At 38.7% G+C, this 25,157-nt stretch carries 24 protein-coding genes and 2 pseudogenes; 11 read left to right on the forward strand and 15 right to left on the reverse strand.

Annotated features, from left to right (window positions below; translation table 11 throughout):
- Positions 1 to 151 precede the first annotated feature (151 nt).
- The 3 genes from EA365_10445 to EA365_10455 are packed head-to-tail and all read right to left on the reverse strand — an operon-like array spanning position 152 to position 2,875.
- Positions 152 to 1,129, reverse strand: a complete 978-nt coding sequence (locus tag EA365_10445) for a hypothetical protein (protein ID TVQ44248.1) — start codon at positions 1,127 to 1,129, stop codon at positions 152 to 154.
- A complete protein-coding gene (locus EA365_10450; GenBank protein TVQ44249.1) occupies positions 1,126 to 1,839 on the reverse strand; it encodes a ParA family protein in 714 nt (237 codons plus the stop codon). Before EA365_10450 ends, EA365_10445 begins: the two co-directional genes overlap by 4 nt.
- A gap of 13 nt (positions 1,840 to 1,852) precedes the next feature.
- Positions 1,853 to 2,875 (reverse strand): ParA family protein, encoded by a 1,023-nt coding sequence (locus EA365_10455; protein ID TVQ44250.1) that lies wholly within the window; start codon positions 2,873 to 2,875, stop codon positions 1,853 to 1,855.
- Positions 2,876 to 3,869: 994 nt separating this feature from the next.
- Between EA365_10455 and EA365_10460 the strand changes: the two genes are divergently transcribed.
- From EA365_10460 to EA365_10470, 3 genes are all read left to right on the forward strand, one after another.
- Entirely contained in the window at positions 3,870 to 4,232 is a 363-nt protein-coding gene (locus tag EA365_10460) for a helix-turn-helix domain-containing protein (GenBank protein TVQ44271.1), read from the forward strand.
- A 1-nt stretch (position 4,233) separates the two neighbouring features.
- Positions 4,234 to 4,620 carry a PIN domain-containing protein gene (locus EA365_10465; protein TVQ44251.1) on the forward strand — a complete coding sequence of 129 codons (387 nt, stop codon included), beginning with the start codon at positions 4,234 to 4,236 and terminating at the stop codon, positions 4,618 to 4,620.
- Positions 4,621 to 4,711: 91 nt separating this feature from the next.
- Positions 4,712 to 6,601, forward strand: a complete 1,890-nt coding sequence (locus EA365_10470) for a protein kinase (protein ID TVQ44252.1) — start codon at positions 4,712 to 4,714, stop codon at positions 6,599 to 6,601.
- A 792-nt stretch (positions 6,602 to 7,393) separates the two neighbouring features.
- Here the strand turns inward: EA365_10470 and EA365_10475 are convergent.
- The 4 genes and pseudogenes from EA365_10475 to EA365_10490 all read right to left on the reverse strand — a co-directional run bounded on the left by EA365_10475 (position 7,394) and on the right by EA365_10490 (position 10,897).
- Positions 7,394 to 8,584, reverse strand: a complete 1,191-nt coding sequence (locus EA365_10475; GenBank protein ID TVQ44253.1) for an aminotransferase class V-fold PLP-dependent enzyme — start codon at positions 8,582 to 8,584, stop codon at positions 7,394 to 7,396.
- Positions 8,585 to 8,946: 362 nt separating this feature from the next.
- Entirely contained in the window at positions 8,947 to 9,810 is an 864-nt protein-coding gene (locus tag EA365_10480) for a hypothetical protein (protein ID TVQ44254.1), read from the reverse strand.
- Positions 9,811 to 10,229: 419 nt separating this feature from the next.
- On the reverse strand, positions 10,230 to 10,682 hold the full coding sequence (locus EA365_10485; GenBank protein TVQ44255.1) for a hypothetical protein: 453 nt from the start codon (positions 10,680 to 10,682) through the stop codon (positions 10,230 to 10,232).
- Positions 10,683 to 10,684: 2 nt separating this feature from the next.
- Positions 10,685 to 10,897 (reverse strand): annotated as a pseudogene (locus EA365_10490) (IS701 family transposase).
- A 364-nt stretch (positions 10,898 to 11,261) separates the two neighbouring features.
- Between EA365_10490 and EA365_10495 the strand changes: the two are divergent.
- Positions 11,262 to 12,122 (forward strand): hypothetical protein, encoded by an 861-nt coding sequence (locus EA365_10495; GenBank protein ID TVQ44256.1) that lies wholly within the window; start codon positions 11,262 to 11,264, stop codon positions 12,120 to 12,122.
- Here the strand turns inward: EA365_10495 and EA365_10500 are convergent.
- The 3 genes from EA365_10500 to EA365_10510 form a co-directional block, all read right to left on the reverse strand.
- Positions 12,099 to 12,950, reverse strand: a complete 852-nt coding sequence (locus tag EA365_10500) for a hypothetical protein (protein ID TVQ44257.1) — start codon at positions 12,948 to 12,950, stop codon at positions 12,099 to 12,101. The two genes, EA365_10495 and EA365_10500, sit on opposite strands and share 24 nt — an antisense overlap.
- 239 nt (positions 12,951 to 13,189) lie before the next feature.
- The gene (locus EA365_10505; GenBank protein ID TVQ44258.1) at positions 13,190 to 13,822 is read right to left on the reverse strand and encodes a hypothetical protein; all 633 of its coding nucleotides are present in this window, start codon (positions 13,820 to 13,822) and stop codon (positions 13,190 to 13,192) included.
- 120 nt (positions 13,823 to 13,942) lie between these two features.
- A complete protein-coding gene (locus tag EA365_10510; GenBank protein ID TVQ44259.1) occupies positions 13,943 to 14,890 on the reverse strand; it encodes a site-specific integrase in 948 nt (315 codons plus the stop codon).
- Positions 14,891 to 14,994: 104 nt separating this feature from the next.
- Here EA365_10510 and EA365_10515 point away from each other — a divergent pair, with 104 nt between their 5' ends.
- The 7 genes and pseudogenes from EA365_10515 (at position 14,995) to EA365_10545 (ending at position 21,900) form a co-directional block, all read left to right on the forward strand.
- Positions 14,995 to 15,216 (forward strand): AbrB/MazE/SpoVT family DNA-binding domain-containing protein, encoded by a 222-nt coding sequence (locus tag EA365_10515; protein TVQ44260.1) that lies wholly within the window; start codon positions 14,995 to 14,997, stop codon positions 15,214 to 15,216.
- 217 nt (positions 15,217 to 15,433) lie between these two features.
- Positions 15,434 to 15,742, forward strand: coding sequence for a nucleotidyltransferase (locus EA365_10520; protein TVQ44261.1), 309 nt, complete (start codon positions 15,434 to 15,436; stop codon positions 15,740 to 15,742).
- Positions 15,729 to 16,076: a DUF86 domain-containing protein gene (locus EA365_10525; GenBank protein ID TVQ44262.1), complete on the forward strand. Its 348-nt coding sequence runs from the start codon at positions 15,729 to 15,731 to the stop codon at positions 16,074 to 16,076. The genes EA365_10520 and EA365_10525 overlap by 14 nt, the downstream gene beginning before the upstream one ends.
- Positions 16,077 to 16,093: 17 nt before the next feature.
- Positions 16,094 to 17,242, forward strand: coding sequence for a hypothetical protein (locus tag EA365_10530; protein TVQ44263.1), 1,149 nt, complete (start codon positions 16,094 to 16,096; stop codon positions 17,240 to 17,242).
- 384 nt (positions 17,243 to 17,626) lie between these two features.
- The gene (locus EA365_10535) at positions 17,627 to 20,776 is read left to right on the forward strand and encodes a DUF3854 domain-containing protein (protein ID TVQ44264.1); all 3,150 of its coding nucleotides are present in this window, start codon (positions 17,627 to 17,629) and stop codon (positions 20,774 to 20,776) included.
- 141 nt (positions 20,777 to 20,917) lie between these two features.
- A complete protein-coding gene (locus tag EA365_10540; protein ID TVQ44265.1) occupies positions 20,918 to 21,526 on the forward strand; it encodes a transcriptional regulator in 609 nt (202 codons plus the stop codon).
- Positions 21,523 to 21,900 (forward strand): annotated as a pseudogene (locus tag EA365_10545) (nucleotidyl transferase AbiEii/AbiGii toxin family protein). The gene EA365_10540 and the pseudogene EA365_10545 overlap by 4 nt, the downstream one beginning before the upstream one ends.
- 391 nt (positions 21,901 to 22,291) lie before the next feature.
- Here EA365_10545 and EA365_10550 read toward each other — a convergent pair.
- The 5 genes from EA365_10550 to EA365_10570 form a co-directional block, all read right to left on the reverse strand.
- Positions 22,292 to 22,651: a hypothetical protein gene (locus EA365_10550; GenBank protein TVQ44266.1), complete on the reverse strand. Its 360-nt coding sequence runs from the start codon at positions 22,649 to 22,651 to the stop codon at positions 22,292 to 22,294.
- The gene (locus tag EA365_10555; GenBank protein ID TVQ44267.1) at positions 22,629 to 22,928 is read right to left on the reverse strand and encodes a hypothetical protein; all 300 of its coding nucleotides are present in this window, start codon (positions 22,926 to 22,928) and stop codon (positions 22,629 to 22,631) included. The genes EA365_10550 and EA365_10555 overlap by 23 nt, the downstream gene beginning before the upstream one ends.
- Positions 22,929 to 23,008: 80 nt before the next feature.
- Positions 23,009 to 24,211, reverse strand: a complete 1,203-nt coding sequence (locus tag EA365_10560) for a transposase (protein TVQ44268.1) — start codon at positions 24,209 to 24,211, stop codon at positions 23,009 to 23,011.
- Entirely contained in the window at positions 24,192 to 24,794 is a 603-nt protein-coding gene (locus EA365_10565) for an IS607 family transposase (GenBank protein ID TVQ44269.1), read from the reverse strand. The genes EA365_10560 and EA365_10565 overlap by 20 nt, the downstream gene beginning before the upstream one ends.
- A gap of 77 nt (positions 24,795 to 24,871) precedes the next feature.
- The coding region (locus EA365_10570) for a hypothetical protein (GenBank protein TVQ44270.1) at positions 24,872 to 25,157 on the reverse strand (286 nt) is incomplete at its 5' end.

Here is a 25,157-nt window from a genome sequence, read left to right on the forward strand (position 1 = left end):
GAACTGGTTAATCTAGCAGGGGGATTAGTATAGCTTGAACAATCATAGTGTATACAATAAGTAAAAGATTTCCCGAGAAGGTTTAACTGTTCCCGATATTAAAATATTAAATTGTCAAGTAATAGTTTCTTTAAATTAGAGAATTTGTAAACTAAATAAGCTGTGCTTTAAGATGCCTAGTATTGGGTTTAAAAAAAGAAGAAATGAGCTGACTAGAACAAGACCAATGGGGTAAACGACCAGAGAGAATAGTACGACACCAAATTATAATCTCTCTAATATAATAGGTAGTAATATTAGGTCTAGAAGCAGCATGAGCGAATAAACGAGTGGAATCCTCGAGGGTAGCGGCAACAACACGAAGAATAAAAGCCGAATGGTTTTTAATCAGGCGACCTTGATTATTAAAAGTCGTTTCTGTAGTTAAATCTGCTCCTGTTCCATGAAGAGGATTGTCAGAAGGACTGTATACAAATTTTCCTCTAGGAACAATTCCCCGCTGTAATTTAGAAACAGTAAGGTGGTCTGAGTAAGAAAGACAAGTGAGATTCTGAGGGAGATTATTTTCAGGGTTACCATCAAGATGATGGATATGGTGAGAGTCTTTATAGACATAAAAACCATTACGAAGGGCTTTAAAGCCGTGATGGGCAAAATAAACTACTTGACTCAGACCAATAATCTGCCCATTATTACCAGTAAAGAAATCAAAACAGCCCCATTTAACCAAATCAGCTTTAAGAGAAGCAGCTTCAGGCTTATCAAGACGAATGGTATAACGGCCATTCGCATTAAATTTAGCTAATCTTTCAGCCTCCTTTGTGAGGCGGATACGTTCTTGTTGGGGAATAATATCAAAACCGTTATTCTCTCTAACTTCCGCCGCAGTCTGGTTGAGCCAGTCCTTTTGAGTTTTAGGTATTTTGATGTTAATCGCTACTAACTTCTCTGACTCTTTTTTAACTACAGTATCCTTACTTTTAGGATTCTCTGATGATGAAATCTCAGAATTGTCAGTTAGTAGCGTAGATGTTGAGACATCTTCTGTATCTTTTTCTGGCGCTTGAGGTTTTATACCTGATAATTGACTAAGCTTACTCATTCCACCTAATTTAGTTTTATTGCTCATAACCAATTTTTCTTGAACTCTTTTGCTAATTGTTTGTAAGCTATTGCACCCATCGAACGAGGTGCATAAACGGTAACCGGTACAAAGTGAGCGATAGCCTCCGCCACGGCTATATTTTCTGGTATGGTAGTTTCTAACAACTGATAATTTAATTCGGTTTGTGCTTCTACTAATAAGGTTTCCGCTTCCTTTGTAATCAATAAACGAGGACGATGACGACAACGTAACACCTCAATAGCTACATTGGGACGTTCTTCTCTAATCAGTTGTACCGCTTCTGATAACCCCTTTAAAACAGCTGGTTCACAGATGACCGGAATTAAGATTAAATCACTACTCAAAATAGCTTGCACCGAAACAACCCCCAAACCAGGAGAACAATCCATTAAACAGATATCAAAATCCAAACCCTTTAAAGACGCCAACGCCGGAGTAAATAAATCCTCCTCTGTAGTTAACTGAAACAGCCCTAAATCCCCCGGTATCAAATGCAGGTTCGCAATAGTTGTATCTTTTGGGTCTACATTCGTGTGCACCAATAAATCTAGAGCCGTTGGCGTTTGTCCATCTAACCCCAAACCAAAAGAGAGGGTTCTTTGTCCATCTAAATCCAACAAAATTACTTTAGATTTCAGTAGGGCTAAGCTAGCTCCTAAATTAAGGACTGTGGTGCTTTTACCATTTCGACAGTTGGCGAAAGTTACCTTTATGTCTTTTTAGCAATTACAGCTTATTGACAAGATAGTCTATTGCTTCAACACAATTTTTTTTATAATCTTCTTTAACCTGAACACGACGATTACAAACTTGTAGTTTACCAATAGGTTGATTATAGAAAGGGCATCCTCTGGCAAAAGCTACAACGCCAGTTGTTTGAAAGTCGCGAATTGCCACTGTTCCATCAGTTATATTTTTAAAAGTAAAAATTTTAGGATGCAGTGACATCAAATTTATCACTTCTTCGTCAATTTGTTTTAATACATCATCATATGCTGATGCCTCCCCCATGTACTGCGTTATTCGATTTTTAGCAATGATATGAACAGAAGGCAATGAACGTTCTGCCTTTGTTAACTTATTGGCGAAAGCGTATTCTGAGTAAATATCGGAGGGGAGTTTTAATCCATATATGAGAGAAAAAGCATTTTGGATTGCGCGCCGAGAAGAATCGTCAGCCATAACTGGTAATATGAGTAGCTTTGAAATTGACAAGGCAATCTGCGTATAGATAGAAAAGCTTGGGTTAGCATCTATAAAAATCGCATCATATTCATTTTTCACTGTTTCAAGAAAATCTTTGAGCCAATCAATAATAGATATCCATGCATTAGTACCAGGAATCTGAGTATTTGACAACGTATTTATTGCATTTGCTTGTAGTTCTAATAAAGGATCTCCTGCTAATAAATCTATATTTTTGGGGATCTGCGGATTATATTTGTAAGGGTTAATCAAAAAATCATGGCCTGAAAACTCTGGTATTGAGAAAGGACTTGGAAGCCGTAACTGAAAATAGCCCCCTATACTACGCCGCATTATTGTGCCATAACATTGCAATAATTTACTACTACCTTCATTAGTTAAACCACCCAAAAAAAGCTCGGAAAGATTAGCTTGCGGGCACACATCAATTGCGAGTATTTTTTTATTTGGATTCTTATTGGCATATCGACAGATGCTCTGAAATGCCAAGCTTGTTTTACCTGTCCCGCCTTTATTATTCCAAAATATATAAGAGTTATACATAAACCTTCAATGATTAATGTCTAGAAAATACATTATAACGTCTTTTCTAGACAAATTACCGTCAATAAAAGACAAAATAGTCTGCCAATTTTGTAACTTTTTTTGTCTTTTATATTATTACAGCTAATACCTGAAAGACAACGCTATAAGGTGGTTCTTGTCAGCTTTTTGTTTTGGAATTTCTTGAAGTGAAGTGGGTCAATGACCAGTACTAGTATACATTTAAGGCTTGCCCTGAGCTTGTCGTTCATGACAGGATTTTAAATCTATTTTTCTGATAAAGGGAGTGTATACAATAATTCAAAAGATTTCCAGAGAAAGTTTAACTGTTCCCAGGTTAAGTAACCTCAATAAGTTGAAATTAGAAGGCAAAGGAAGAGGTGCAGGTTATGTTATGCAGAACTCGAGTAGAGAATGAGTGAAGGCAACAAAAGTCTAATTTTGATGCTATTGGTATGGATTTAGAAAATGTGAAAGCTGCTAATGCTATTATTGGTAACGTGATTTCAGAGGGAGGCGGTAAAGTTATGGGAATACGTGCCAAAGACTCTGAATTGAAAGGAGATTTAAGAACAGGAGATGTAAGGGCAAAAAAGTAGTTAGTCTACCTGAATCTTTTCTTAAAGTAGTGACCCTTGAAGGTTCTACAGTAGGAGGAAATATTACTGTAGGAAATATAATTTTTCAATTCAATCCAAAAACAAACACTGAATCCAAAACATCAGGAGAACCGGAAAAATTTCTAATAGGTGGTGGTTTTGTTATTGCTAAAGCTGTTTTATCTAAGGATGGAACACTCATTATTAACGCCAGCGCAACAAGCGAAAGAATTTTTCATGGGGTACATGCTGACATCCAAGTATCTTTATTTAACCAGAAAGGTGAACGTATTTATATCTCTGAAACATATCGAATCCCAACTGCAGGTGCTAAATGGGATATTACTTGCCCACCCAATAGTTCACTCCAAAAAGAAGTTAAAATTTCAAAAGACATGTTTAATAATACCCATCGTATTAAAATAGATGTTTTCCGGTGGGAACATCCAGGGATAAGACGATATTCAAATCTCGTCAAGGTTCTGGGGGAATTTAGAACATGGATAAACAATGCAATATCTATTACCCCAGTAAGAGCTGAATTAACTACCCATCAAGCGGCAGAACTTTTAAATGTTTCCCGCCCCTATTTGATTAAACTTTTAGAACAAGGTCATATCCCTTATCGTAAAGTAGGAAGTCATCGTCGCATTCCGACTCAACCCCTATTGGAATATAAAGCAAAAGAAGAGGAAAAAGCTAACTGCGCTCTAGATGAAATCGTCTCCCTAACTGAAAAATTGGGCTTATACGATTAGAATGGGTCAAATTGTGGCTCTATTAGATGCCTGTGTCTTGTATTCGGCTCCTTTGAGAGATTTATTTGTCCAATTGGCTGTCGATGGTGTTTATCAAGCTAAGTGGACAAATCAGATTCACGATGAATGGATAGATAGCATCTTAAAAGTACGTTCCGATATTAACCGTGAAAGTTTAGAATATGTGCGAGATTTGATGAATCGCCATGTAGCTGACAGTATGGTAGAGGATTATCAGTCACTTATCCAAAATTTAATTTTACCAGACCCAAAAGACAGACATATTTTAGCTGCAGCGATTCAGGTTAATGCTCGAATTATTACTTTTAATCTAGTTGATTTTCCGACGAAGATTTTGGATTGTAGCAACTCCCTCTTTCATCAGTAGCCTATCCTTAACATAATCTCTTGCAGCGTTATCTTTATAGTTAAGGTATTATTGTATTTAGTCAAGTACCTAAAATAAGGAAAGTGCTCGGATGAAGGGTCAACTGCTGAAGCAACGTTATCGGATTATCAATGAGTTAGTAGGAACAGGAGGCATGGGGCAAACTTATGTAGCCGAAGATACTCAGCAACCGGATAATCCTACCTGCGTAGTTAAGCATCTCAAACCCGCCAATGAAGACCCAAACTTTCTAATTACAGTGAAGCGGTTATTCAAAAGTGAAGCAGAAATCCTGGAACAGTTAGGCAAACATGACCAAATTCCTCAACTGCGGGATTACTTTGAAGAAGACCAAGAATTTTATCTAGTACAAGAATTTATTGATGGTCAACCATTAAGTGCGGAATTACCCCTAGGAAAGAGGTGGTTAGAGTCTGAGGTAGTGTCTTTGTTAAAAAATATGTTAGAGATATTAGAATTTATCCATAGTCAAGGAGTGATTCATAGAGATATCAAACCAGATAACATCATCAGAAGAGAAAAAGATGGAAAGTTAGTACTGATAGACTTTGGCGTTGTAAAGCAAATGAGAATGCAGCAAGCCACAGGAGTAGGACAAATAAGCATGACAGTGGGGATAGGCACACCAGGATATATGCCTATAGAGCAGTCCAAGGGAAAACCCCGTCCTAGTAGTGACATTTATTCATTGGGAATGGTGGCAATTCAAGCATTAACTGGACTATTACCATCTCAGTTGAGAGAAGATGAAGATGGAGAATTGATTTGGCGAGACCAAGCCGAGGTAAAAGAAGAATTAGCTTCTGTGGTGACTAAAATGACAAGGTATCATTTCAAGGATCGCTATCAGTCAGCCTCTGAGGTTATCAGTGATTTAAAGAAGCTAAAAGAATCAGCAAATGCTAAAGAGAGTGGTTATCTACCAACGAGGGTAATTGAGGAAGGGGGCTATAAACCAACACAAGTGGTAGAGACAGAATCAGATAAGCCAATATCGCGTAATAAATTTCTGAAATGGGGTGTTTTAGGAGGAGGTGGGGCAATAGGTGCAGTAGTGTTAAATAAATTATTATTAACTAGTTCATCCACATCCACACCCATACCCACACCAAACCCAACATCAAACACATTCAGTTTTGACGTAATTACAGTAGATTCCTACGGAAATCAAATAAACCAAGAAAATAAATCAGCCAAATATCAGACTTTAGACCTAGGTAACGGCGTAGAGTTAGAACTAGTCTCTATTCCAGGGGGAGAATTTCTCATGGGGTCACCTAATAGCGAGCTGGGGAGATATAAGCACCAAGAACAACAGCACAGAGTAACAGTCCCTGGATTTTGGCTGGGGAAATACCCAGTAACCCAAGCCCAATGGGGAGCGATTATGGGCAATAATCCATATACCTACCCAAATAATCCATATAGCTTCCTAGGAGAGAAGCGACCAGTGCAGAGCGTAAGCTGGAATGATTGTGTCGAGTTTTGTCAAAAATTATCGCAAAAACTAGGTAAAGACATTAGTTTACCTTCAGAGGCTCAATGGGAATATGCCTGTAAAGCGGGAACGACAACACCCTTTCATTTTGGTGAGACAATAACAACGGATTTAGCTAATTATAATTCTGAATATTTTCGCTTTGCCAATGAGCCAGTGGTACAAAGCCGCAGAGAAACAACAGAAGTAGGTATATTTCCTCCTAATGCCTTTGGGTTATACGATATGCACGGGAATATTCAGGAATGGTGTTTAGATCAGTATCATGAAAGCTATGATGGCGCGCCCACAGATGGGAGTGCCTGGATTGATGATGCTAACAATCATCTATTACGTAGAGTACTCCGGGGCGGTTCTTGGAACAATCTCCCTAGGGACTGTCGTAGTGCTCGTCGCGACAGCGACTTGCACGGCATCAGCTTCTTCGGATTTCGGCTTGTCCTCCGGGTTGGAGACTCTTAAACCCTTTACCCTTTTCCCCTTGTTTCCGTCGAAATTATTGAGTTTTAAGTCCAAAATTAATCAAAATAGGATTTATTTCCGACAGATAAATAATTCTTACTTATTTTGGGTGATACTGTTGGCGAAAGTAATCATTTTATCTTTTAGAGTAGTGTAGCAAATTCTCTCGCCATGAGAATGCGATCGCTTCGGAGGAAAAACTTTTTCCTCTACTGACATTATTGTTCTGGGATAGAAATAAAAGCTGATAGCTAATTTTCCCATGTAATACAAGGGGTGAGATATAATTAAGCCATGTATTGCATGGGAGGAATCAGACAATTGAAACGTTTTCGAGATCAAAAGTGATTTTTTCTTCTACGATATCAAACGGCTCCATGTCATACAAGGTTAGAAGTTGACTGTTTCCATGTATTTCATGGATAGTTTCAATCCTAATATTTCACTTTTACACTACTCTAGAAAAACAAAATGATTACTTTCGCCAACAGTATCTTCGCTAGTTTTACCCCCTAATGTATGCGCGTAGCGCTATACCCCATATACTTTGACTATGCCCGATTTTTGCTCAGAGCAAAAATCGGAAAGTGACAGAAGAGGGATAAGTTTGAACACAATCCTCAATTACATACTTATGCCTCCTTGGGGCGTGCCTTGTTCGGGGAATTCTGGATTAACCCCTGCTTTCAAACATCGCCGTAGACCTTTGATGGTAATTATTGATTTACCCTCATCTAATCCAAAGCATTTTAAAAGCGAACAATTGATTGCTTTAAGTCATGTTTAAATGTATCAATTTGATGTGTTGATGGTTTTAATCAGGCTATCACGCCACTTATCAATGTTTTCCGGACTCCAGTAATCCTTCCCAACTGTTGGGATAGAAATACTTACTCTTCCTTTTATATATTCGACGTAGTTAGGGAAGTCTACTGGCGTCTTGGGGTAAATTTGCAGCGCAAATGGATAGTGAGCACGACTCTTCCGCCAAAACGGACTTGCAAGAATGTGGTCATAACTGAAACTATTAAATTTCCATAGACCTTGATTATTGTCAAGAATGAGTTTTTCTAGTGTAATTTTTTCTCTAAGAACAGGTTTGTAGCTGTAAGCAGATACCTCCTTTGAGTAGTTTGGAACGAAAGGTGGAGAAAAATATGTGGATAAATCTGATAGAATCCTGTCAAATATTTTTGCATGCGTAGCGCGGGATGTAACGATCTCGTCCACTTGGTCGAACAAGTAACTAGCTACTATGGCAGAGAAAGGACTCATTCGAAAATTGAGACCGAACCCTGAAAATTCTTTAAAGTTTGGAGTTCCCTTGAAGGAGCCAGGTGATGTAATTGATTGCAGACGTTCGTATATTTCTTTGTCACTGGTCACTATTAGTCCACCCTCTCCTACAGATAAAGTCTTTTGCCTTTGAAGTGATGCAAACGAAACCTTACCAAAGCTTCCTACCGTGCCATCTTCGTGCTTTGAGAAGTGGGCATGGCTAAAATCCTCAACTAAGTAAAGTCCCTTTTCTTTGCAAATATTCAAGATTCTACGGATATCAGCCGGAATACCCCACATATGAACGACGATTACAGCGCGGGTCTTCGGTCCAATAACGGATTTAAGTGATTCTGGATCTAGGTTACCAGTCTGCGTGTCAATATCAGCAAGTACAGGTATAAGTCCAAGATGTACAAGCGGTGTTATAGCACGAATAAACGTCATACAGGGTACGACTATCTCATCCCCAGGCAATAGTTCAAGCGCCATTAAGGAGGCATGTAATCCAGCAGTACCAGTACAACAGAAAATTCCATACTCTGCACCCATTTTCTTTGCAAACTTATGCGGCACGTCAACAAGTAGGCCGTCAAGATCCCAGTCATCCCACATTGTCGAGGTAGCAAATTCCTTGAGCACATCTCCCAAATCTTCGGTATAGCGAGGTGTCTTGTATAGATTAATGTTATTGTAGTGAGACATTACTTTATCCTTGGTTTCTTAAAACGCAAATCGCTTTTATTTTCTTGGGAAATGGTTAAAGTTCCGTGTCAATGGAAGCATAAGCTTGCCATTGCGGCAATATTATCCTTCCATTGACACTAAAAACATTTTAGCCTCGTTGGCACTAAATGACACTTTCCCTAGCCATACCCTTACTTGAGGTTTTCTCTCCTCCATCCTCACAGAAGCCCATACCTGTCTAGTTTCTAGACGTTCCTGGCTTCAACGAATCGCACTTTCTGTTCCATTGCTACTCAAACCCCGTCAACATCAACTCAGACAAGCATTAGACTTGACTTCATCTACTCTTCCTAATCAAAAAGGTAAACCCATTGCCCGTCCTACTTTAAGATGAATTCTTCAATGTTTCCAGTGAATTCATCTTGTATTTGAGGTCCTAACATGAAAGGTATTATGTTCTTATTAGTCCTCTTTGTACTAGCATAAATTCTTTGAATCCATCTATTTTCGTGTTCCAGCTGATTATTTCTTTCACCAACTTTTCCTCTGCCGTGTAAGGCGGTTCTATTGTTAATTAAAAGAATATCTCCAGGCTCTATCACAACCGGTATTTTGCATTGTGTTATAGCCAGATCCAACTGTTGAATTGCACCGGCAGCTGGATTATCCTCTGGACCAGCTACAGAACTGTGGCTGTATCGAATTTGATATTCATCGTTAGAGCGATAGTTGGCAATTAACGGAACTTCAACAAGTTGTTGGTTAATGTTAAAGGTTCTTTGATTACCTATGTCGTAAATTGGCTTTTTAAGCTCTTCTACGATTGATGGGTTCAATTGTTCAATAATTGTTGAAAGTGGAATAATATAGGTAGGAGTTGATTGAGGATTTTTATATCCAATAAGCAATATAAAATCGGGAGCAAGCGGCAAACCCTCGTTTATTAAATGTAATTCATCTTCAAATGGAAAACTACATCCGTCTGTGTGCCCACGCAGTTCGTTCTCTGATTTCTCTATTTTTCTTGGCTCCACACCACTTTGGGCATCGAAAGGGACTATATTAATAAAAAGCTCTCCTCCGTTTTCACAGGCATAAGAGATATATTCTAAGTTAGCCAAATGGATGATTGAGAGCGCAGTATATCCACCATCAAACCAACTCTCGTCATTCCTTGTAGAAAACTTTCGCGGTGTCTCTTTCGAGCTTATATCATTGGGTAAAACAAAAGTGCCCTTTAGCATTAAATACGGGTCAGAAGAAACAACGAATCTTTGAAGTATATCGAGAGTCTGAATCCCGATTGCTTTTTTACTTCTTGATGAAAGGATTGAATCGCTTTTTCAGGATAATCAAGCGGGTTATATCTAATGTTTGTTGTTAATAGAGAATAATTAATTGGGTTCTTACATTTTATAATTGGGTTCTTACATTTTATTTCCAAGATAACTCGCTCCTTTGCAGATACTTAGTATTATTGAATTTGTGCTATTTTACAATAAAAGCTGACAAAGTATATAACCCACATTCAGCCGCCCAAGACATGAAATACGACAGAAACTGTCCGCAAATAGCCCTTAATACAAAGCTTTATAATACATTTAAAAGTAGTATTTGTGACAGCCTCGCTACTTTTACCCCTAATAGGTTTAAATTTAAAAATTTAACAAAAGCCTTTAATTGTCGGAATATTTTGTGGTTTACCTAGAATATCCATAGGCATTCGCATTCGCCCAGCAGGTGGCTTTTTGCTTATGAATCCTGGGATAATTAATTGACTACCTGATTCTGCTGTATAATGACTACGAAATTCACAAACTGCTCCTGTTGATTGATTATATACCAAACAAAGTAAGGTTAAACAAGGATAAATATTAGCTCGTTTTTTTTCAATGCGAAAATTTATAATTGCTTCGATAATAGGATTAAAAGTATTGGTAATTAATGTATTTAAATCATCTCGTTGTTCTCCAGCGTAATAAATCATCTCAAAAGGTTTCCAAGTTGCAAGTCCGCAAGCTGCATCAATTATTTTTATCTGACTATCTGTACCCATATAAAGAATAATTCCATGTTTTTTTAAAGTTTCTACAGGGTTACGATTTTTATTAATCACTCCATTACTTCATCAACCATTTCTCTAAAATAATCGTTTTTAGTTTTATTATCTTTTTTATTGTAAATCCGATAATTTATGGGTAAAGAAGTGCCATTTGTATCTGTATAATATAAACTTATTAAATTAATCCCTTTGATTATACGATGCTCTTTTCCTGACCAATAATAACCAATAAATTCTGATAACTTGGGATTACTATAGGGTTTTTCAATATTAAGAGTCTTTTTTTTGTTAGCGCACCGCGTAACGGATGTCTGCGACATCGCCCTAGTTAATTAATTCCTTACATACTTTGACGCATTTGTCAATGCGTAACTCCTAGTGGATATACTCGCTCTCCTGGGGGTACGGGTTGATCATTATTATCCCTAACCTGAACTGCTTTATGAGTTAACCAGTCTTTTTTTGTTTTAGGTATTTTGATGTTAATCGCTACTAACTTCTCTGAATCTTTTCTAACTACAGTATCCTTACTCTAGGCTATTATGGTATATATACCATAATAGCCTAGATTTAAATAGACTTAAGTTATAAGGTATATATACCTTATAACTTAAAATATATTAATAAAAAACTATGGAAAGACAAGATTTGGATCTAAAACTAACTAAGATACTTCAGGAAACTCCACCTTTTGTCTTGACTGTGAGGGGTCTTCAGCAGTATCTCTCTCAGTTAAAGGAAAAAAAACTATTACCACAATCTCTTAACTTCTCAACTTTTCAAGAATCTTTTCTAGACCTTGAAGGAGTCAAGAAAGAAATCATTACTTGTCCCAACTATGGGAAAGAGGAAATTAGATATATATGGGGGCAACCATCGATATTTGAGGTCGCACTATCACTACGCCCTAGGTCTTATTTGTCTCATGGCACTGCCGTTTTTCTCCACGGTTTAAATGACCAAATACCCAAAACCGTTTTTGTAAATCAAGAGCAATCTAAAAAAGAACCATTATTAAAATCATCTTTAACCCAAGATGGATTAGACCGAGCTTTTGCTAATGCCAAACAACGAAGATCTCGAATGATTTATGAATACGAGGGAACAAAGATTACCATCGTAAATGGTAAACAAACTAATGAACTCGAAGTAGGAACGTTAGATGGTATACGTGTAACTAAGTTGGAGAGAACTCTAATAGATGTTGTAGTTCGTCCAGAATATGCAGGAGGAGTCTATCAGGTATTAGAAGCTTACAAAGAAGCAAAGGGAAAAGCTTCAACCAATGTTTTAATAGCAACTCTTAAAAAGTTACAATATCTTTATCCCTATCATCAAGCTATTGGTTTTTATATGGAACGTGCAGGTTGGCAAGAAAAACATTACAGTCGTTTGCTAAAGCTGGGATTAGAATTCGATTTTTATTTAACTTATGGAATGAAAGAGAAAGAATATGATAAAACTTGGAGATTATTTTATCCCCAAGGATTTTAATTTATCAATCAATTCTTCTAGGAAATCGTAGTAGAAATCAAAAGATTCTAAGGGTGTTGAAACAGATTGTTCAACTGCTGACCAATCAGGACGATGGAACTCGCGCTGCTCTTTAATAAGAGAAAGCAAATTTAAGGGAACTTCTTTTGCCAAAAAAATAGGTTTAAATAATTCGAGATTTTCGGTACTAGTAATATCCACAAATTTTTCAGTGATAATTGAGTAAATATCAAATACATCTCTTGCTCGGGCTCTTCCTTTTCCTCTGAGAGGATATTCAGGCAATTGTTGACATAAAGCTCGCAGTTTTTCAATAACAATCATGGGAAGAGTATAAACGTAAATAATGAAATCATCTAACTCGATTTCTTCTTTTAGGTCACAGTATTCGTATTTACTAATATCAATTTTAAAAGTTCTTTGTTGTTGAGAGCCGATAGTTGTAGCATTTCGACGAAGATTGGCAATATCAAGCTGAAAACGAGAATATTTATCCTGTTCGATAATTTTGAATTCTACTTCATAACCCCCCCAGAAAAAAGGAGTCTCTTCTTTGGTTTGTCGAGGTTTCCGTTGAAACTTATAATCAAAAACCTGATAGCCGTCAGAATCAAATCGTTCCGATAGTGAGCGCTCGATTTTTAAGCGGATAAGTTCGAGATCCTCAAAATCTCCAGACATAGAAAAATCAACATCTATCGATGCTCTTAAATTCATATTATGAGCAATATCTAGAGCATTTCCACCTTTAAGTACGAGTGTTTCCATCAACTCATCATCAGCAAACATAGCGATAATAACTAACTCTCTAATTCTTCTGATATCCACTATTTATTTGTATGTATTAATGACATTGTACACTTTTCGTACATCCTCTAACTCCGAAAAAGTTCATTTTCCTCTTTATTCATTTCATTTTGACCAAAACAGCCATTTACTTTCCTCTCAATACTCATTCGCAACAAGACACGATTTTCCACGCATTTTCGCAACTATTCACCCCCATTTGATTTTAAGAACCACTAGACGTCTAGTGTGGTGTCCAGTGTACAGTATTAATGTAATGTTTAAAATTTATCCTCATGACCAACACGCCAAAGGAATCCTCTCCCCTGTTTGGTAGTTTTAATAATCACAAAACCGCAATAATGATACTCAGAATGCTTACTTAAAGTTGCAGGAGAACAGCCAACAATTTCTGCCATTCTTTTCGTTGGTAACTGCCAGTTATTATCAGCAATTTCTTGAAGATTTCTCAAATCATCTATGCTGCTTTTTTTATCAGCTTGAATATTTTTTATTAAATCATAAACTAGCTCTTTAACCTCAGCCAGACTAAAAGTGTCAGTAGATGTGTCTAGTGAATAGTGTCTATTGTCTAGTGTAGGAATAATATCTTTATTTTCTGGACTTTTCTCTATGTCTACTGGACTGTCCACTCTATTGTCTATCGAGGTGTCAGTAGACATTAAACCTTGTGATTCAAGAAACTCATTCATGGTTTTACCTTCTTTTAAAAAGGCATCCAATGCGTCGAGTCTCGCCAACTCTTCCGTAGTAACAAAGGCTTTATTACTAATGGAATAAGGCTTAATATTGAGTTTCTCTAAACGGTTATAAACTGCCGCTCTACCCAGGCTATAACGACTAGGTAAATCTTTAACTGGAAAGTTAGTTACTTCAGTATTGTTGTTGTTCATTTTCAAAGTGTCTAGTGTTTCCTCTCATTGTACACCATACAGTACAGTGGACAGTAGACGCTTACTATAGACAAACGCTCAAACGCTCAAACCCTCACGCCTCACCAAACAGCATTTCACTCAAAAACCCAAATTTTGCACCGCTTTCAACTTAGTTTCTTCACCACGGCGGTCATATTTGGCCGTCGTCATCGGAGAAGCGTGACCAGCAAGGCGTTGTACCGTAACAATATCTACACCTGCATCTAGTAAATCACTACAAAAAGTCCGCCGAAAATCATGAGGAGAAAAAGAAGTTATTCCCGCTTTACTAGCTCTGGCTCTAACTATTTTCAACACCCCATCCGTAGACAACCTTCTTCTAATAATCTTCCCCCCGCGACTAACCCCATAAATTAGCGGTCCACTTTCATAGCCTCTTTTCTCCAACCATTGATTAACTAAAGATATCGCCATTTCAGGAAGATAAACCATTCTATCTTTACCACCCTTAGCGTTTCTAATCTCCAATCTCAATTTTTCAGCTAGATAATCAGCCAGATTCAAATTAACCAACTCCGCCCGACGTAAACCCGCACCTCGTAAAATAGCAATAATAGCTCTATCCCTAACATCAATAGTTCGCTCCCCACTACAACTAGACATCAAAGCGTAGATTTCAGCACTAGTTAAAGCCCGCCCTCGCAACTTACCATTCGTGGGAAAATCCGCTAAATCCACCGCAGCCACATAATCAGCTTGGTCAATCAAATCTAACTTAAAAGCCTCTTGCAAAACCCGTCTCAAACCCGACAACATCTTATTAGCTGTAGTCGGGGAATATCTAGTACCCAAAACCGAGCGAACAATAGAAGTATGACGATAACGTAATTTTGACCAATCCAAAGTGACTAGGTCACACTCACCTTCAGTTAAAAGAGAAGCGATCGTATTAAGAGAATTAGCCATAGTTAACTGAGAACCCTTTCCTAAAGAGTCGAGATAGACTAGAGCCGGATGGAGAGTTAAAGGCAGAGGTGAAATTAACTTCAACTCCGGTGGCTTAAAGTCATGGATTAATTCAGACATCTTACTCTCTAATAGGGCACTTCTCAATACCTTTTAACTTTACCAAAAAAATGGGTTAACTTTGTAGTTACAATAGTAATTACTCCTAAGGAACAAAAAAAATCATGAAATTAAAACTCAGGAAAATTGGAAATTCCATCGGAACGACTTTTCCCAAAGAAATCCTTGATAAGTTACAAGTTAGTGAAGGAGACACCCTCTATCTGACTGAAACCCCCGACGGGATACAGTTAACCGCTTACGATCCTGAATTTGAACAAGTCATGGAAGCGGCTTCTGAAGTTACCCGCCGTTATCGTAATGCTTTAAAAGAATTGGCCAAGTGAGGGAACTGCGTGCTGATTACCGAGAGAATGGCCAAGGCGATTCATAGCCAGCAGCTTGCTAATTTTGGTGGGGAGTGTCAAAGCATCTAGGCTAGGATAAAGCTGTGGATTCTCTTCTCGTTCTATGTTCAAAGCAAAAAGAGCGAAGAATTGAAAAAAGTCGATTATTTAGCTTGAAATCCCCGTTTTACCCTTGAAAAATTCCCTAATTTTGACCATGATTCCCCAAACCCTACCTATTCGTTTAAACCTCGACCAAATTCAGCGATTTTGTCAACATTATCAGATCCGTAAATTATCTTTATTTGGTTCAGTCTTGAGAGAGGATTTTACTCACCAAAGTGATGTAGATGTCTTGGTAGAATTTGAACCAGGAAAAACCCCAGGATTGGCTATCATTACAATGGAAGATGAATTATCAGAGATAATCAATCGGCAAATTGATTTAAGAACTCCTGCCGATTTAAGCCGTTATTTTCGAGAAGAAGTGATGAAGAAAGCTCTGGTTATTTATGAGCAAAATTGATGATCTAACCCGCTTAAGACATATTAGAGATGCCGCATCTGAAGCCTTATCTTTTGTCAAGAATCGTACCAGAGAAGATTTGGATAATGATAGAATGCTATCATTGGCTCTGGTTAGGCTAATTGAAATCATAGGAGAAGCGGCCAATAACGTTTCTGAATCTAACCAAGCTAAATATGACCAAATCCCTTGGCGACAAATTATAGGCATGAGAAACCGTATTATTCATGCTTATTTTGATGTAGATTTAGAGATTGTCTGGCAGGTGATTACTCAAGATTTACCCCCTCTTTTAATTGAGGTTAAAAAAGCCATTCAAAAGTTAGAAACCTAACATGAGTCGTATTCAACATGGAAATTCATAGATTTGTTAAAAAATCTCCTCACCCTAACCCCCCAACGGAAAAACAACAACTAGATAAGGAAGGGATTAACCCCCCTGTCGACCCGAAACCTCCCGCACAATCTCCCCCCGCACCAGGAGCGAACAAAATTAAAAAACCGCAGAACCCCATTGGGCACACCACTACTGAACAAAACGCCAGTTCCCCTGCCCCTTCTACGAATCAATCCCAATCCCGCCATAAGAAAAAGAATAAGAGAAACAAAAAAGCAACTAGTTCTAATTCAAAAAATGCCCCAACTTCAGTCAAAGAAGAACTCTTACCCCTAACCCCTGAACCTGGAAAAGAGGAAGGAGAAGACCTAGAATCAGCTGTAATTAATGGCGTAAAAATCCAATCAGAAGATTTAGACCCATTAACTAAAAAGGTCATGGATATGATGGATAGTCGCCATGCTGAGACGGCAGTCTGTTTATTTGCCATGATTTATGGCGGAATAATTGTTAGTACTCCCTTTGGTCTAGCTTTTAGCTTATTCATGCTTCCTTTAATTAGAAAAGTTTTTGAAGAAATGTCTTTTTTCTCCGAATGTAAAAGACAAAGAAAGCGCGTTGAACGTACTGAATGGAGAATTTTTGAATTCCTCAGACATAAATTAGGTGATTCAGGAGAAGAAATCACCTACAGAATCAGAGAACCTCGTTTAACTGTAGAAGGAGTAGGAAATTTAGATATTCTTATTAAAGCTGATTACGGTCTGGTGTTTGCCCTGTCTGTAATAACCTTCGATGAAACAGATGGTCGTCCTGTCAAGGTTTTTTACGACTCCATTCAAAAAACAATTATGTACCGTAAACCAAGAGGACCCAAACGGGCTTTTCATAGTAATCCTGTAGAAACTCACTTGAAGGTAGTAGAACATCTCGTTGAACATCAACCCGATTTAATGGCAGGTAAGGTCATCAACATGATAATTTTCACTCATCCGGTTGAGATATTTGTTCATCCAGATTCCCCAATGATAGATCTAGGCAAAAGACTTCATCTCTATTTCAAAGACATTTACTTTATTGAAGAGAATAGAGCCTTTAGACTTATAGCTAAACTCAAACACGACGAAAAAGTAAGACTAGAATCAGAGCAACCACAATCATGATTAATTTCAGATCCCATCGAGTTACAATAGCTGTAGAATTAAATTAAGGTGACCAAAGCATTCAAGGCTAATATGCAAAAAAGCATCGCAACTGATTTCCCCAGTTAAACGACGCTCTCTCACATGGATTTAGCTAGAAAGACTTTTAGTCCACCCTCAAGGTGGAGTCCTTAGACTTTCACCAAAAAAGCAAAAATTTCTTTTTCATTACTTCGATGATAGCAGAAAATAGACAAAATTTGTAAATCAATATCTCAATACTCATCCCGTTGAACAATTTGCCAAGGGATGAAATTATGTCTTTCTGTTCTGAAGTGAGTAAGGAATTGAGGGTGGACTTGAAAATATAGCTAGATCCTACTAACCAAATTATGAAGTAGGACAATGGCGATAAATTACATCAATTTTGAACAAAACCAGGTCGAAAATTCTCAAAGACAGAAACACAACCGGATTAACCATCAAAACCTCCTTGAATGGCTCTCTAGTTGTGTAGACACTGAACTAATCAACCAAAATGTCATTTCTCTCGACGAATCCGCCGCCTTTGAGCATCTCCTCTACGGCCTCGACAACACAGAGCGCCGCAACGATGGTCGCCTCAGAGACAGATGGCTCAGACAATACTCCCACCTATCAGAAGGCGGCTGGTGGTGCTCCGGAGTTGACCCCCACAACAACTGGCAACCAATGGAATGGGGGCGCTTTAAGCCTAATGCTCCTAGGTCTAATGCTTTAAAAAACAAACCAGTTAAATACGAATCGCCCCCTAAAGTACCCAATCGCGTCACCTACTTCAATACTCCCACTCACCTCTGGGATAAAGTAGCCCAACGCTACGGTCTTAGTCGCTCTCACTCCCTTTCTGAAAAACTATCTAACCCGATTAACTTTTGGCAGTGGGTGCAACAACACCCCCAAATCCCCAATATCCTCACCGAAGGCGAAAAAAAAGCAGGTAGCCTACTCACCCTAGGATTTGCCGCCATCGCCCTCCCTGGCATTTGGAATGGACGTGTCGGAAAAAAAGGTATTGACGAACGCCTCCACCCTGACTTGATGCCCCAGGCTCAACCCGCACGGGAATTCATCATTCTTTTTGACTACGAAACCAAACCCAAAACCCAATACGCCCTCTATCAAGCTACTTGGCGCACCGCCAAAGTAATTAGAGAAGCCGGCTGTTCTTGTAAAATCGCCCTTCTTCCAGGACCTGAAAAAGGCGTTGACGACTTCATTGCCACCCACGGTGAAAAAGCCGAAGAGCTTTTAGAGGAGATAATCGCAAATGCCCTCACTATAGAAGAATACCAACAACGCTTTTTTGCCTCTCGTTTCTCTTTGGGTAAATATCAACCCCAGATTCAACTCAATGTCCCCTATATCTCCGATACCATTTCCCTCCCAGAATCGGGACTTGTTGCCATAAAAAGTTCCATGGGCACGGGTAAAACCGACCTCATGGAACGTTGGCGAGAACAAAATCCCCATAAGCGCTTCCTCAATAACGGTCATCGCGTTAATCTCCTGAGAAATCTCTCTAAAAGACTCAAAACCGAAATGTATTCCGCCCTGAAAGCGGCAGACTTAGTCAAAGCCTCCGCCCTTTCCATCACCGTCGATAGTCTTCATAAACTCACCTATATCCAAAACCCCTATGACTGCCTTTTCATCGACGAAGCCTGTCAATACCTCGTTCATCTTCTACACAGTAAAACCTGTAAAGAATATCGCGCCGAAATCCTAGAAGTTTTAGAATACCTCGTCAATAAAGCCAAACTCGTTGTCCTCGCCGATGCCCACCTCGACGAAATTACTATTGACTTCTTCAAAGCCATGCGCCCAGAAAATGAAGAACCACTAATTATCGAAAATACCTATTCTAACGGTGGTCGGAATATTTTCTGGTATACAGGCAATGACAGTAGCCAACTCGTTGCCCAAATTTTTGCCGCCCTTTTAGCCGGACTAAAAATCATGGTGGCTTCCGATTCCAAGCGCTTTATCAAAAAACTAGAAAAAGCGATGAAAGTCAAATTTGTGAACTCCGACCCTTTACATGTTGACGATTTAAGAATCTGGTCTATTCATGCCGAAAACAGTGGCAGCGAAGAAAATATCGCCTTTATCGAAGATATCTCTAACCAGGTTAAAAATGTTGATGCCCTGCTGGCTTCTCCTAGCCTTAGCACCGGAGTCGATATTCCTGACTATCACTTCGATGTAGTTTTTGGCGTTTTTCACGGCGCTACCCAAATGGCCACCGAATGCGCCCAAGCCCTACACCGCATTCGATATCTCATCCCCATGCACATCTGGGTCGCCCCTCGTCCTCTAAATGGCTATCAGGAAACTAACCCCAAGAAAATCAAACAATCCATTCTAGATAGTAACCAAATGACCGCCTTTTTGATTCGTCTAGATAAAGAAACTGGTATCCGTGGTGCTGAGAAAGATTGGGCTTTAGAGGCTTATTGCCGTCAACTAGCACAAAGAAATCAATCCCTCAATAATTTAAGATTTGATTTAAAGTATCTTCTTCTAGAAATGGGACATACCATCGATATGGTTATAGAGGATAATTCTCCAGATAATCAACAACGGATGAAAGAAGCAGCCAAGAGACTCGACGCGGAAACTAGGGCAGCTATTGCCAATGCCAAATCTATCGACTTCCAGCAATACCGTAGTCAACAAACCAAAGATTTCCTTTCTCCTGAAGAAGTCTATGAGTGTGAAAAATACCGAATTGCTACTGCTTATGGGATGCAGGTCACCGAAGAGTTAGTTGAAAAGGATGACCAGGGACGTTTCTATCATAAACTTTTAGCTCTAGAAGCAGTTCTTTCTCCCAATGAGGGAATCATCATTGAGACCAACTCTGGTAAAACCTATCCGCGACCGCCTGATGTTGTGAGTCAACGAGATTTGACAGAGCGCGAGTTGTTTCCCTTGTCCATGGATTGGGGTAATTATTCGGCGCAATGGTTAGCTCGTTATCGCTTGGGAATACCGCAGATTCTGGCGAGGTTACTAGCAGGGGAAGAGGTTACTAAAACCGACCCAGATTTAATCAAGATACGAGATATCGCCGTTGCTTGTTCTGCCCAGATAAAATCGATTCTCAATTTAACTATTCCCTACAATTGTCCTCCTGTTTGGCTCTTAAGTTTACTACTAGACCAATTGGGGTTGAAACTACGTAATAGACGAACTAGAAAAAATGGCCAACAGATTCGTTTATACAGTCTCGATGCCGACCATTTTCATTTTGCCTTGGAGGTACTTGCCTATCGCGAACAACAACGTTTGTTTAAACAGCAACCAAATGAGGGGGATAAAAAAGCTCCAGACCCCCCTGAAAAGGAGAGTATACATACATTAGAGGAGGGGGTGTCACAGGAAATATTTGACCCCTTGACTGGGTATTTACACTTACTTGAACAGCTAAGAACTGGTTTAGAGGCGATGCTTTTAAGACCCGAATTGTTACTAAATCCAATTTATTTAATTTTTAATAAGTGGCGACTCTAGATATAGGGTCAGAATTAAGTTTTTACGAGTGCAATTCTAACAATTTATTATCCTATATTTCGCTCAAAAATCCGAAATCAAACTAGATTCTTGACAAAAAGCTGGTTTATAATAAGTACTAACAGTTTGTCAAATTTGATAATGAACCCCTCAAAAACGGCTCAAGTTATGTCTATTCTGGTCAAGGATGGAATTGTCCGCTCAAAAGACCTTAGAGAAATGGGCATTCATCAGGAATATTTGCGACTTTTGTCAAATCAGGGGCAAATAGTGCGCTCAGGACGTGGCATTTACACTCTCCCAGACAGAGATTTAACAGAAAATCAAAGTTTAATTGAAGCTAGTATACGTGTTCCTCATGGCATTATCTGCTTACTTTCAGCTCTGAGATTTCATAACTTGACCACCCAAAATCCGTTTGAAGTTTGGCAGGCAATTGCTCAGGATGCACGTCCCCCCAAAGATGACCTGATTCCTTTGCGTATTGTATATATGTCGGAAAAAACCAGAACCTCCGGGATAGAAACACATCTGATTGCTAATATTCCTGTTCCAATATTTAACGTTCCCAAAACAGTAGCAGACTGTTTTAAATATCGTAACAAGATTGGTCATGATGTGGCACTAGAAGCACTTCGAGATTGTTGGCGAGAGCGTCGCTGTACAATGGATGAACTTTGGCACTACGCTAAAATCTGTCGAGTAACTAATGTGATGCGCCCCTACCTTGAATCACTAACATTAATATGAACCAATCTCCTAATATCGCCGCATCGGTTCGCACTCGTCTTAAAAACCAATCTACTTCAGCCCGAGAAGATTTTCAAGTTATTTTGACGCGCTATGCCCTAGAACGATTTTTATACCGCATAAGCCAGTCTTTATACCAGGAGCAATTTATTCTCAAAGGTGCTTTACTTTTTTCGGTCTGGAGTGACCAACCACATCGCCCTACAAGAGATTTAGATTTACTCGGGCAAGGAGATAACACATTGTCTTATCTAGAACAAGTTTTCTCTGCTATTTGTCAGACTATTGTTCCTGACGATGGATTAGAATTTAACCCCGATACCATTAAAAGTCAAAAGATTAAAGAAGACCAAGAGTATGAAGGAGCGCGAATTAAGGAGTCAAAAAAGCCTGTAATTTCGTTCTCAGATTTTAACTTTATCTGCAAACCCACATATTAGAAATCTAATTGACAAATAAATTAACTTCTTCAAGATTTGTCATTCTTTCTTTTTCAGTTACCCAAGTATCTAAAAATAACTTAATAAAATTATCAATTGTTTTAGGATGAGCGTTTTTTATTTAATGTTTTTCTTAAAACAGGTTGGATTAAAATTTTTTCTTGAGTTGTATATAATAGCTTTGATTTTTGAAAGCTTATTATCATAATTTTGATTGTTCATAAATTTATTCTCGCAATTAATTATCAATCATTTAGGTAATTATTCGGCGCAATGGTTAGCTCGTTCTCGTCTAGGTATAACGAAGTGGAGAACCCCAAACCCCTTAATAGTTCCAGGCGTTCAGGGGGATAAACTGACCGGGCAGAGGAATCGAAGCCGCATCCAGGTTGGAGATCGCCCTGACAATCGCTTTAAAGCTCATGTTCTTCGAGGGGTTATCGTCGTTGTAGACGGCTAAGATTCCTGGATGGTTTGGGTTAATCTCATGTAAAGCCTCGTAATCATCGCAGTTTTGGGTCAGCAAAACTCGATTATCCTTCCTGGCAAAATCAAGAACTAGGGGATCTATCCTGCCCATGAAATCTATGTCGTTGACGGTGACGACATCGTGACCGGCTCTTTTGAGGAGAATCACTAACAGTTTGGCTTGGGTGTCTTCATCAATGAGTAGTCTTAGGCTCAAGGTTAATTCCTTTCTCCTCCAGTCGGCGGCGTTCTTCTTGGGCTTCTCGCCTTAATAGCTCCTGATGGGTTTCACAGTATTCGATGACCTCCCTGACGGCTGCTAAGGGCAGATCCCAATTGTCTGCGGCTTCAGATGGGGTCATTTCGTTAACAATCATGTTCATCCAGACGGTAAAGGCTTTTAGCTTCCTCCCTTTGAGATAAAGCTGCTCTCGCCACAGATGGGGGCGTTTCTCTAGATACTGCCATTGGGTTTTTGATTCGGTTGTTGTCATTTTTTTCCTCGTTTCACTCAATATTTTCATTGTTACGTTAGATTCTCATGTGCGCTCCGCTCCATAAGACCTACTCAAACCTACTCAAGCAAGTCAAAAAGACTTAGCTGTATAGGTTTGACGCTTACTTCCTGCTTCAGCGAAGTCTCAACAACAATGTTGTCAAGTGATTTTACTTCTCCACAGGCTTTTTTAAAAGTTTCCCCAGAGCTTGGGGTACTTGCGTAATTTTTAAAATTGATACTAGCGTTCAAGTCTCTATCCAGACTTGTCTTGCAACAGGCACATCTGTAAACACGTTCTTTTAAAGGCATTTTTTGCCTGTTCCCACAATTAGAGCAAAGTTGGCTAGATGGGTAAAATCTATCTACAACAATTAATTCACTCCCATACCAGTTACACTTATACTCTAATTGTCGCTTAAATTCAAAGAATCCACAATCAGCTATTGCACTTGCTAGTTTATGATTTTTCAACATTCCAGATACATTCAAGTCCTCAATTACTACCTGGCTGTGGTTTTTAGCCAGGGAAGTAGTTATTTTATGGAGATTATCTTTTCTGATGTCGGATACTCTTTTGTGGGCGATCGCTAACTTAGCAATAGCTTTTTTTCTATTGTTTGAACCTTTAACTTTTCGGCTAACTTTCCTCTGCAATCTAGCTATTTTTTTCTTGGCTTTTCTATAAGCTTTGGGATTGGGATAGACTGTACCGTCAGAACAAGTTGCTAACGCATTTATTCCAACATCAACTCCCACTCTTTCTGATTTTTTGACTGTCAGTTTATCTCCCAATTCGTATTTAAAAGAAATAAACCATTTATTAGCTCGCTTACTAATAGTTACATTTTTAGGAATAACTGTAGGGAGAATCTCGTCACAAGTGACCCAACCAAAAATAGGTATTTTAATCTTGTTCCCAGATATCCTGATATTTCCCTCTAAATAAAAGCTATCTCTTTTCCCTTTTTTCTTGAAGATTGGCTTTTTACAATGCTTGTGTTTCCACCAGTTCATAAAAGCTTGAGATAAGTTTCTTAGCGCTTGTTGAGGAGCACACTTGCTTACCTCGTAGTACCAGGCATAAACTGACTTAACTTCAGCTACTAGCTTTTTATGTAAGTCAACAGATGATGGGAGTTTTGTCTTATTTTCTAGTGCCTGAAGACAAGTGGCTAAACCCCAATTATATGCGTGTCTTGCAACTCCTGCGTGTTTAGCTGCTAAAGTAGCCTGTTGATTATTAAGTCTTAAACTTGTTTTAAATCCGACTAGCGACATCTTTTAATTCCTCTACTAGCTTTCTATTTTTATGGCTTCTTGAACCATACAGTCTGGCAGAAAAAACGGTTATTATTTCAAGAACATCTTGAGCTAAATCTTCCTCAAATGAGCTATCTTCAGTTCGATTAATAATGACTACTTCAGTTCCAAAAATTTCACATAACGAGAAAATCAATTCACTCCCAAACCGCAACAGTCTATCTTTATGAGTAATAATTAATCGCTCAACTTTTCCGTCTGTGATTAAATTAATTAAACGCTTTAAACCTTTTTTGGAGTAGTTTAAACCACTTCCCAAATCTTTAATTATTTCTACCTGCCAACCATTAGAAGCACAGAATAACTCTAGTACTTCTACTTGTCTTAATAAGTCTTCTTTTTGGTCAGGGGTTGAAACACGTGCATAGCCTACGGTAAAAGACAACTCACGTTTTACTCCCATTAATTGGGATAAATCATAACGACGATGCCCATTGGCTGTTCGTTCTGCTATGATTTTCCCTTCAGCTTCCCACCTCCTGAGAGTGGAAATGCTAACACCTTTTAATTTAGCTGCTTCCGATATTGATAATTTTTTCATGTCAAACCTATTTATTTATCTAGTATAGCCAAAAAATTAGAGAGGTTTAGCAAGATTTAGTTATTTTTTTTGGAAGCTTACTCAAGCCCCACCTCCACTTGAGAGCGGTGAACTTTATGAAGAATCTTAGGACTGCCAGATTTTCTTAACAACAACTTTTGTCCATCAGTACCAGCGACGATGTAAACCTCCCCTCGATAGCGAACCCAATCAATATAAAGCTTCTGTAGCTCCTGTTGGGTTGCTTTCGTTTCTTTAGAGTCGCTTGTGTTTACTTTGTTCACATCAACAGAAGCGGGCATATTGTCAACCTGTAACCCATCTTCCTGTAACCCATCTTCAACTAATTCAGAAGTGGTGACG

It is taken from the genome of Gloeocapsa sp. DLM2.Bin57, assembly GCA_007693955.1.
Classification (GTDB): domain Bacteria; phylum Cyanobacteriota; class Cyanobacteriia; order Cyanobacteriales; family Gloeocapsaceae; genus Gloeocapsa.

Coding starts and splice junctions, on each gene's coding strand:
- EA365_10445 (TVQ44248.1), bottom strand. CDS start 1,129: ATGAGCAATAAAACTAAATTAGGTGGAATGAGTAAGCTTAGTCAATTA.
- EA365_10515 (TVQ44260.1), top strand. CDS start 14,995: ATGAAATTAAAACTCAGGAAAATTGGAAATTCCATCGGAACGACTTTT.
- EA365_10565 (TVQ44269.1), bottom strand. CDS start 24,794: ATGAAAAAATTATCAATATCGGAAGCAGCTAAATTAAAAGGTGTTAGC.
- EA365_10465 (TVQ44251.1), top strand. CDS start 4,234: ATGGGTCAAATTGTGGCTCTATTAGATGCCTGTGTCTTGTATTCGGCT.
- EA365_10540 (TVQ44265.1), top strand. CDS start 20,918: ATGAACCCCTCAAAAACGGCTCAAGTTATGTCTATTCTGGTCAAGGAT.
- EA365_10525 (TVQ44262.1), top strand. CDS start 15,729: ATGAGCAAAATTGATGATCTAACCCGCTTAAGACATATTAGAGATGCC.
- EA365_10495 (TVQ44256.1), top strand. CDS start 11,262: ATGGAAAGACAAGATTTGGATCTAAAACTAACTAAGATACTTCAGGAA.
- EA365_10560 (TVQ44268.1), bottom strand. CDS start 24,211: ATGTCGCTAGTCGGATTTAAAACAAGTTTAAGACTTAATAATCAACAG.
- EA365_10535 (TVQ44264.1), top strand. CDS start 17,627: ATGGCGATAAATTACATCAATTTTGAACAAAACCAGGTCGAAAATTCT.
- EA365_10480 (TVQ44254.1), bottom strand. CDS start 9,810: ATGCTAAAGGGCACTTTTGTTTTACCCAATGATATAAGCTCGAAAGAG.
- EA365_10510 (TVQ44259.1), bottom strand. CDS start 14,890: ATGTCTGAATTAATCCATGACTTTAAGCCACCGGAGTTGAAGTTAATT.
- EA365_10530 (TVQ44263.1), top strand. CDS start 16,094: ATGGAAATTCATAGATTTGTTAAAAAATCTCCTCACCCTAACCCCCCA.
- EA365_10475 (TVQ44253.1), bottom strand. CDS start 8,584: ATGTCTCACTACAATAACATTAATCTATACAAGACACCTCGCTATACC.
- EA365_10555 (TVQ44267.1), bottom strand. CDS start 22,928: ATGACAACAACCGAATCAAAAACCCAATGGCAGTATCTAGAGAAACGC.
- EA365_10470 (TVQ44252.1), top strand. CDS start 4,712: ATGAAGGGTCAACTGCTGAAGCAACGTTATCGGATTATCAATGAGTTA.
- EA365_10520 (TVQ44261.1), top strand. CDS start 15,434: ATGATTCCCCAAACCCTACCTATTCGTTTAAACCTCGACCAAATTCAG.
- EA365_10460 (TVQ44271.1), top strand. CDS start 3,870: ATGTTTAATAATACCCATCGTATTAAAATAGATGTTTTCCGGTGGGAA.
- EA365_10455 (TVQ44250.1), bottom strand. CDS start 2,875: ATGTATAACTCTTATATATTTTGGAATAATAAAGGCGGGACAGGTAAA.
- EA365_10505 (TVQ44258.1), bottom strand. CDS start 13,822: ATGAACAACAACAATACTGAAGTAACTAACTTTCCAGTTAAAGATTTA.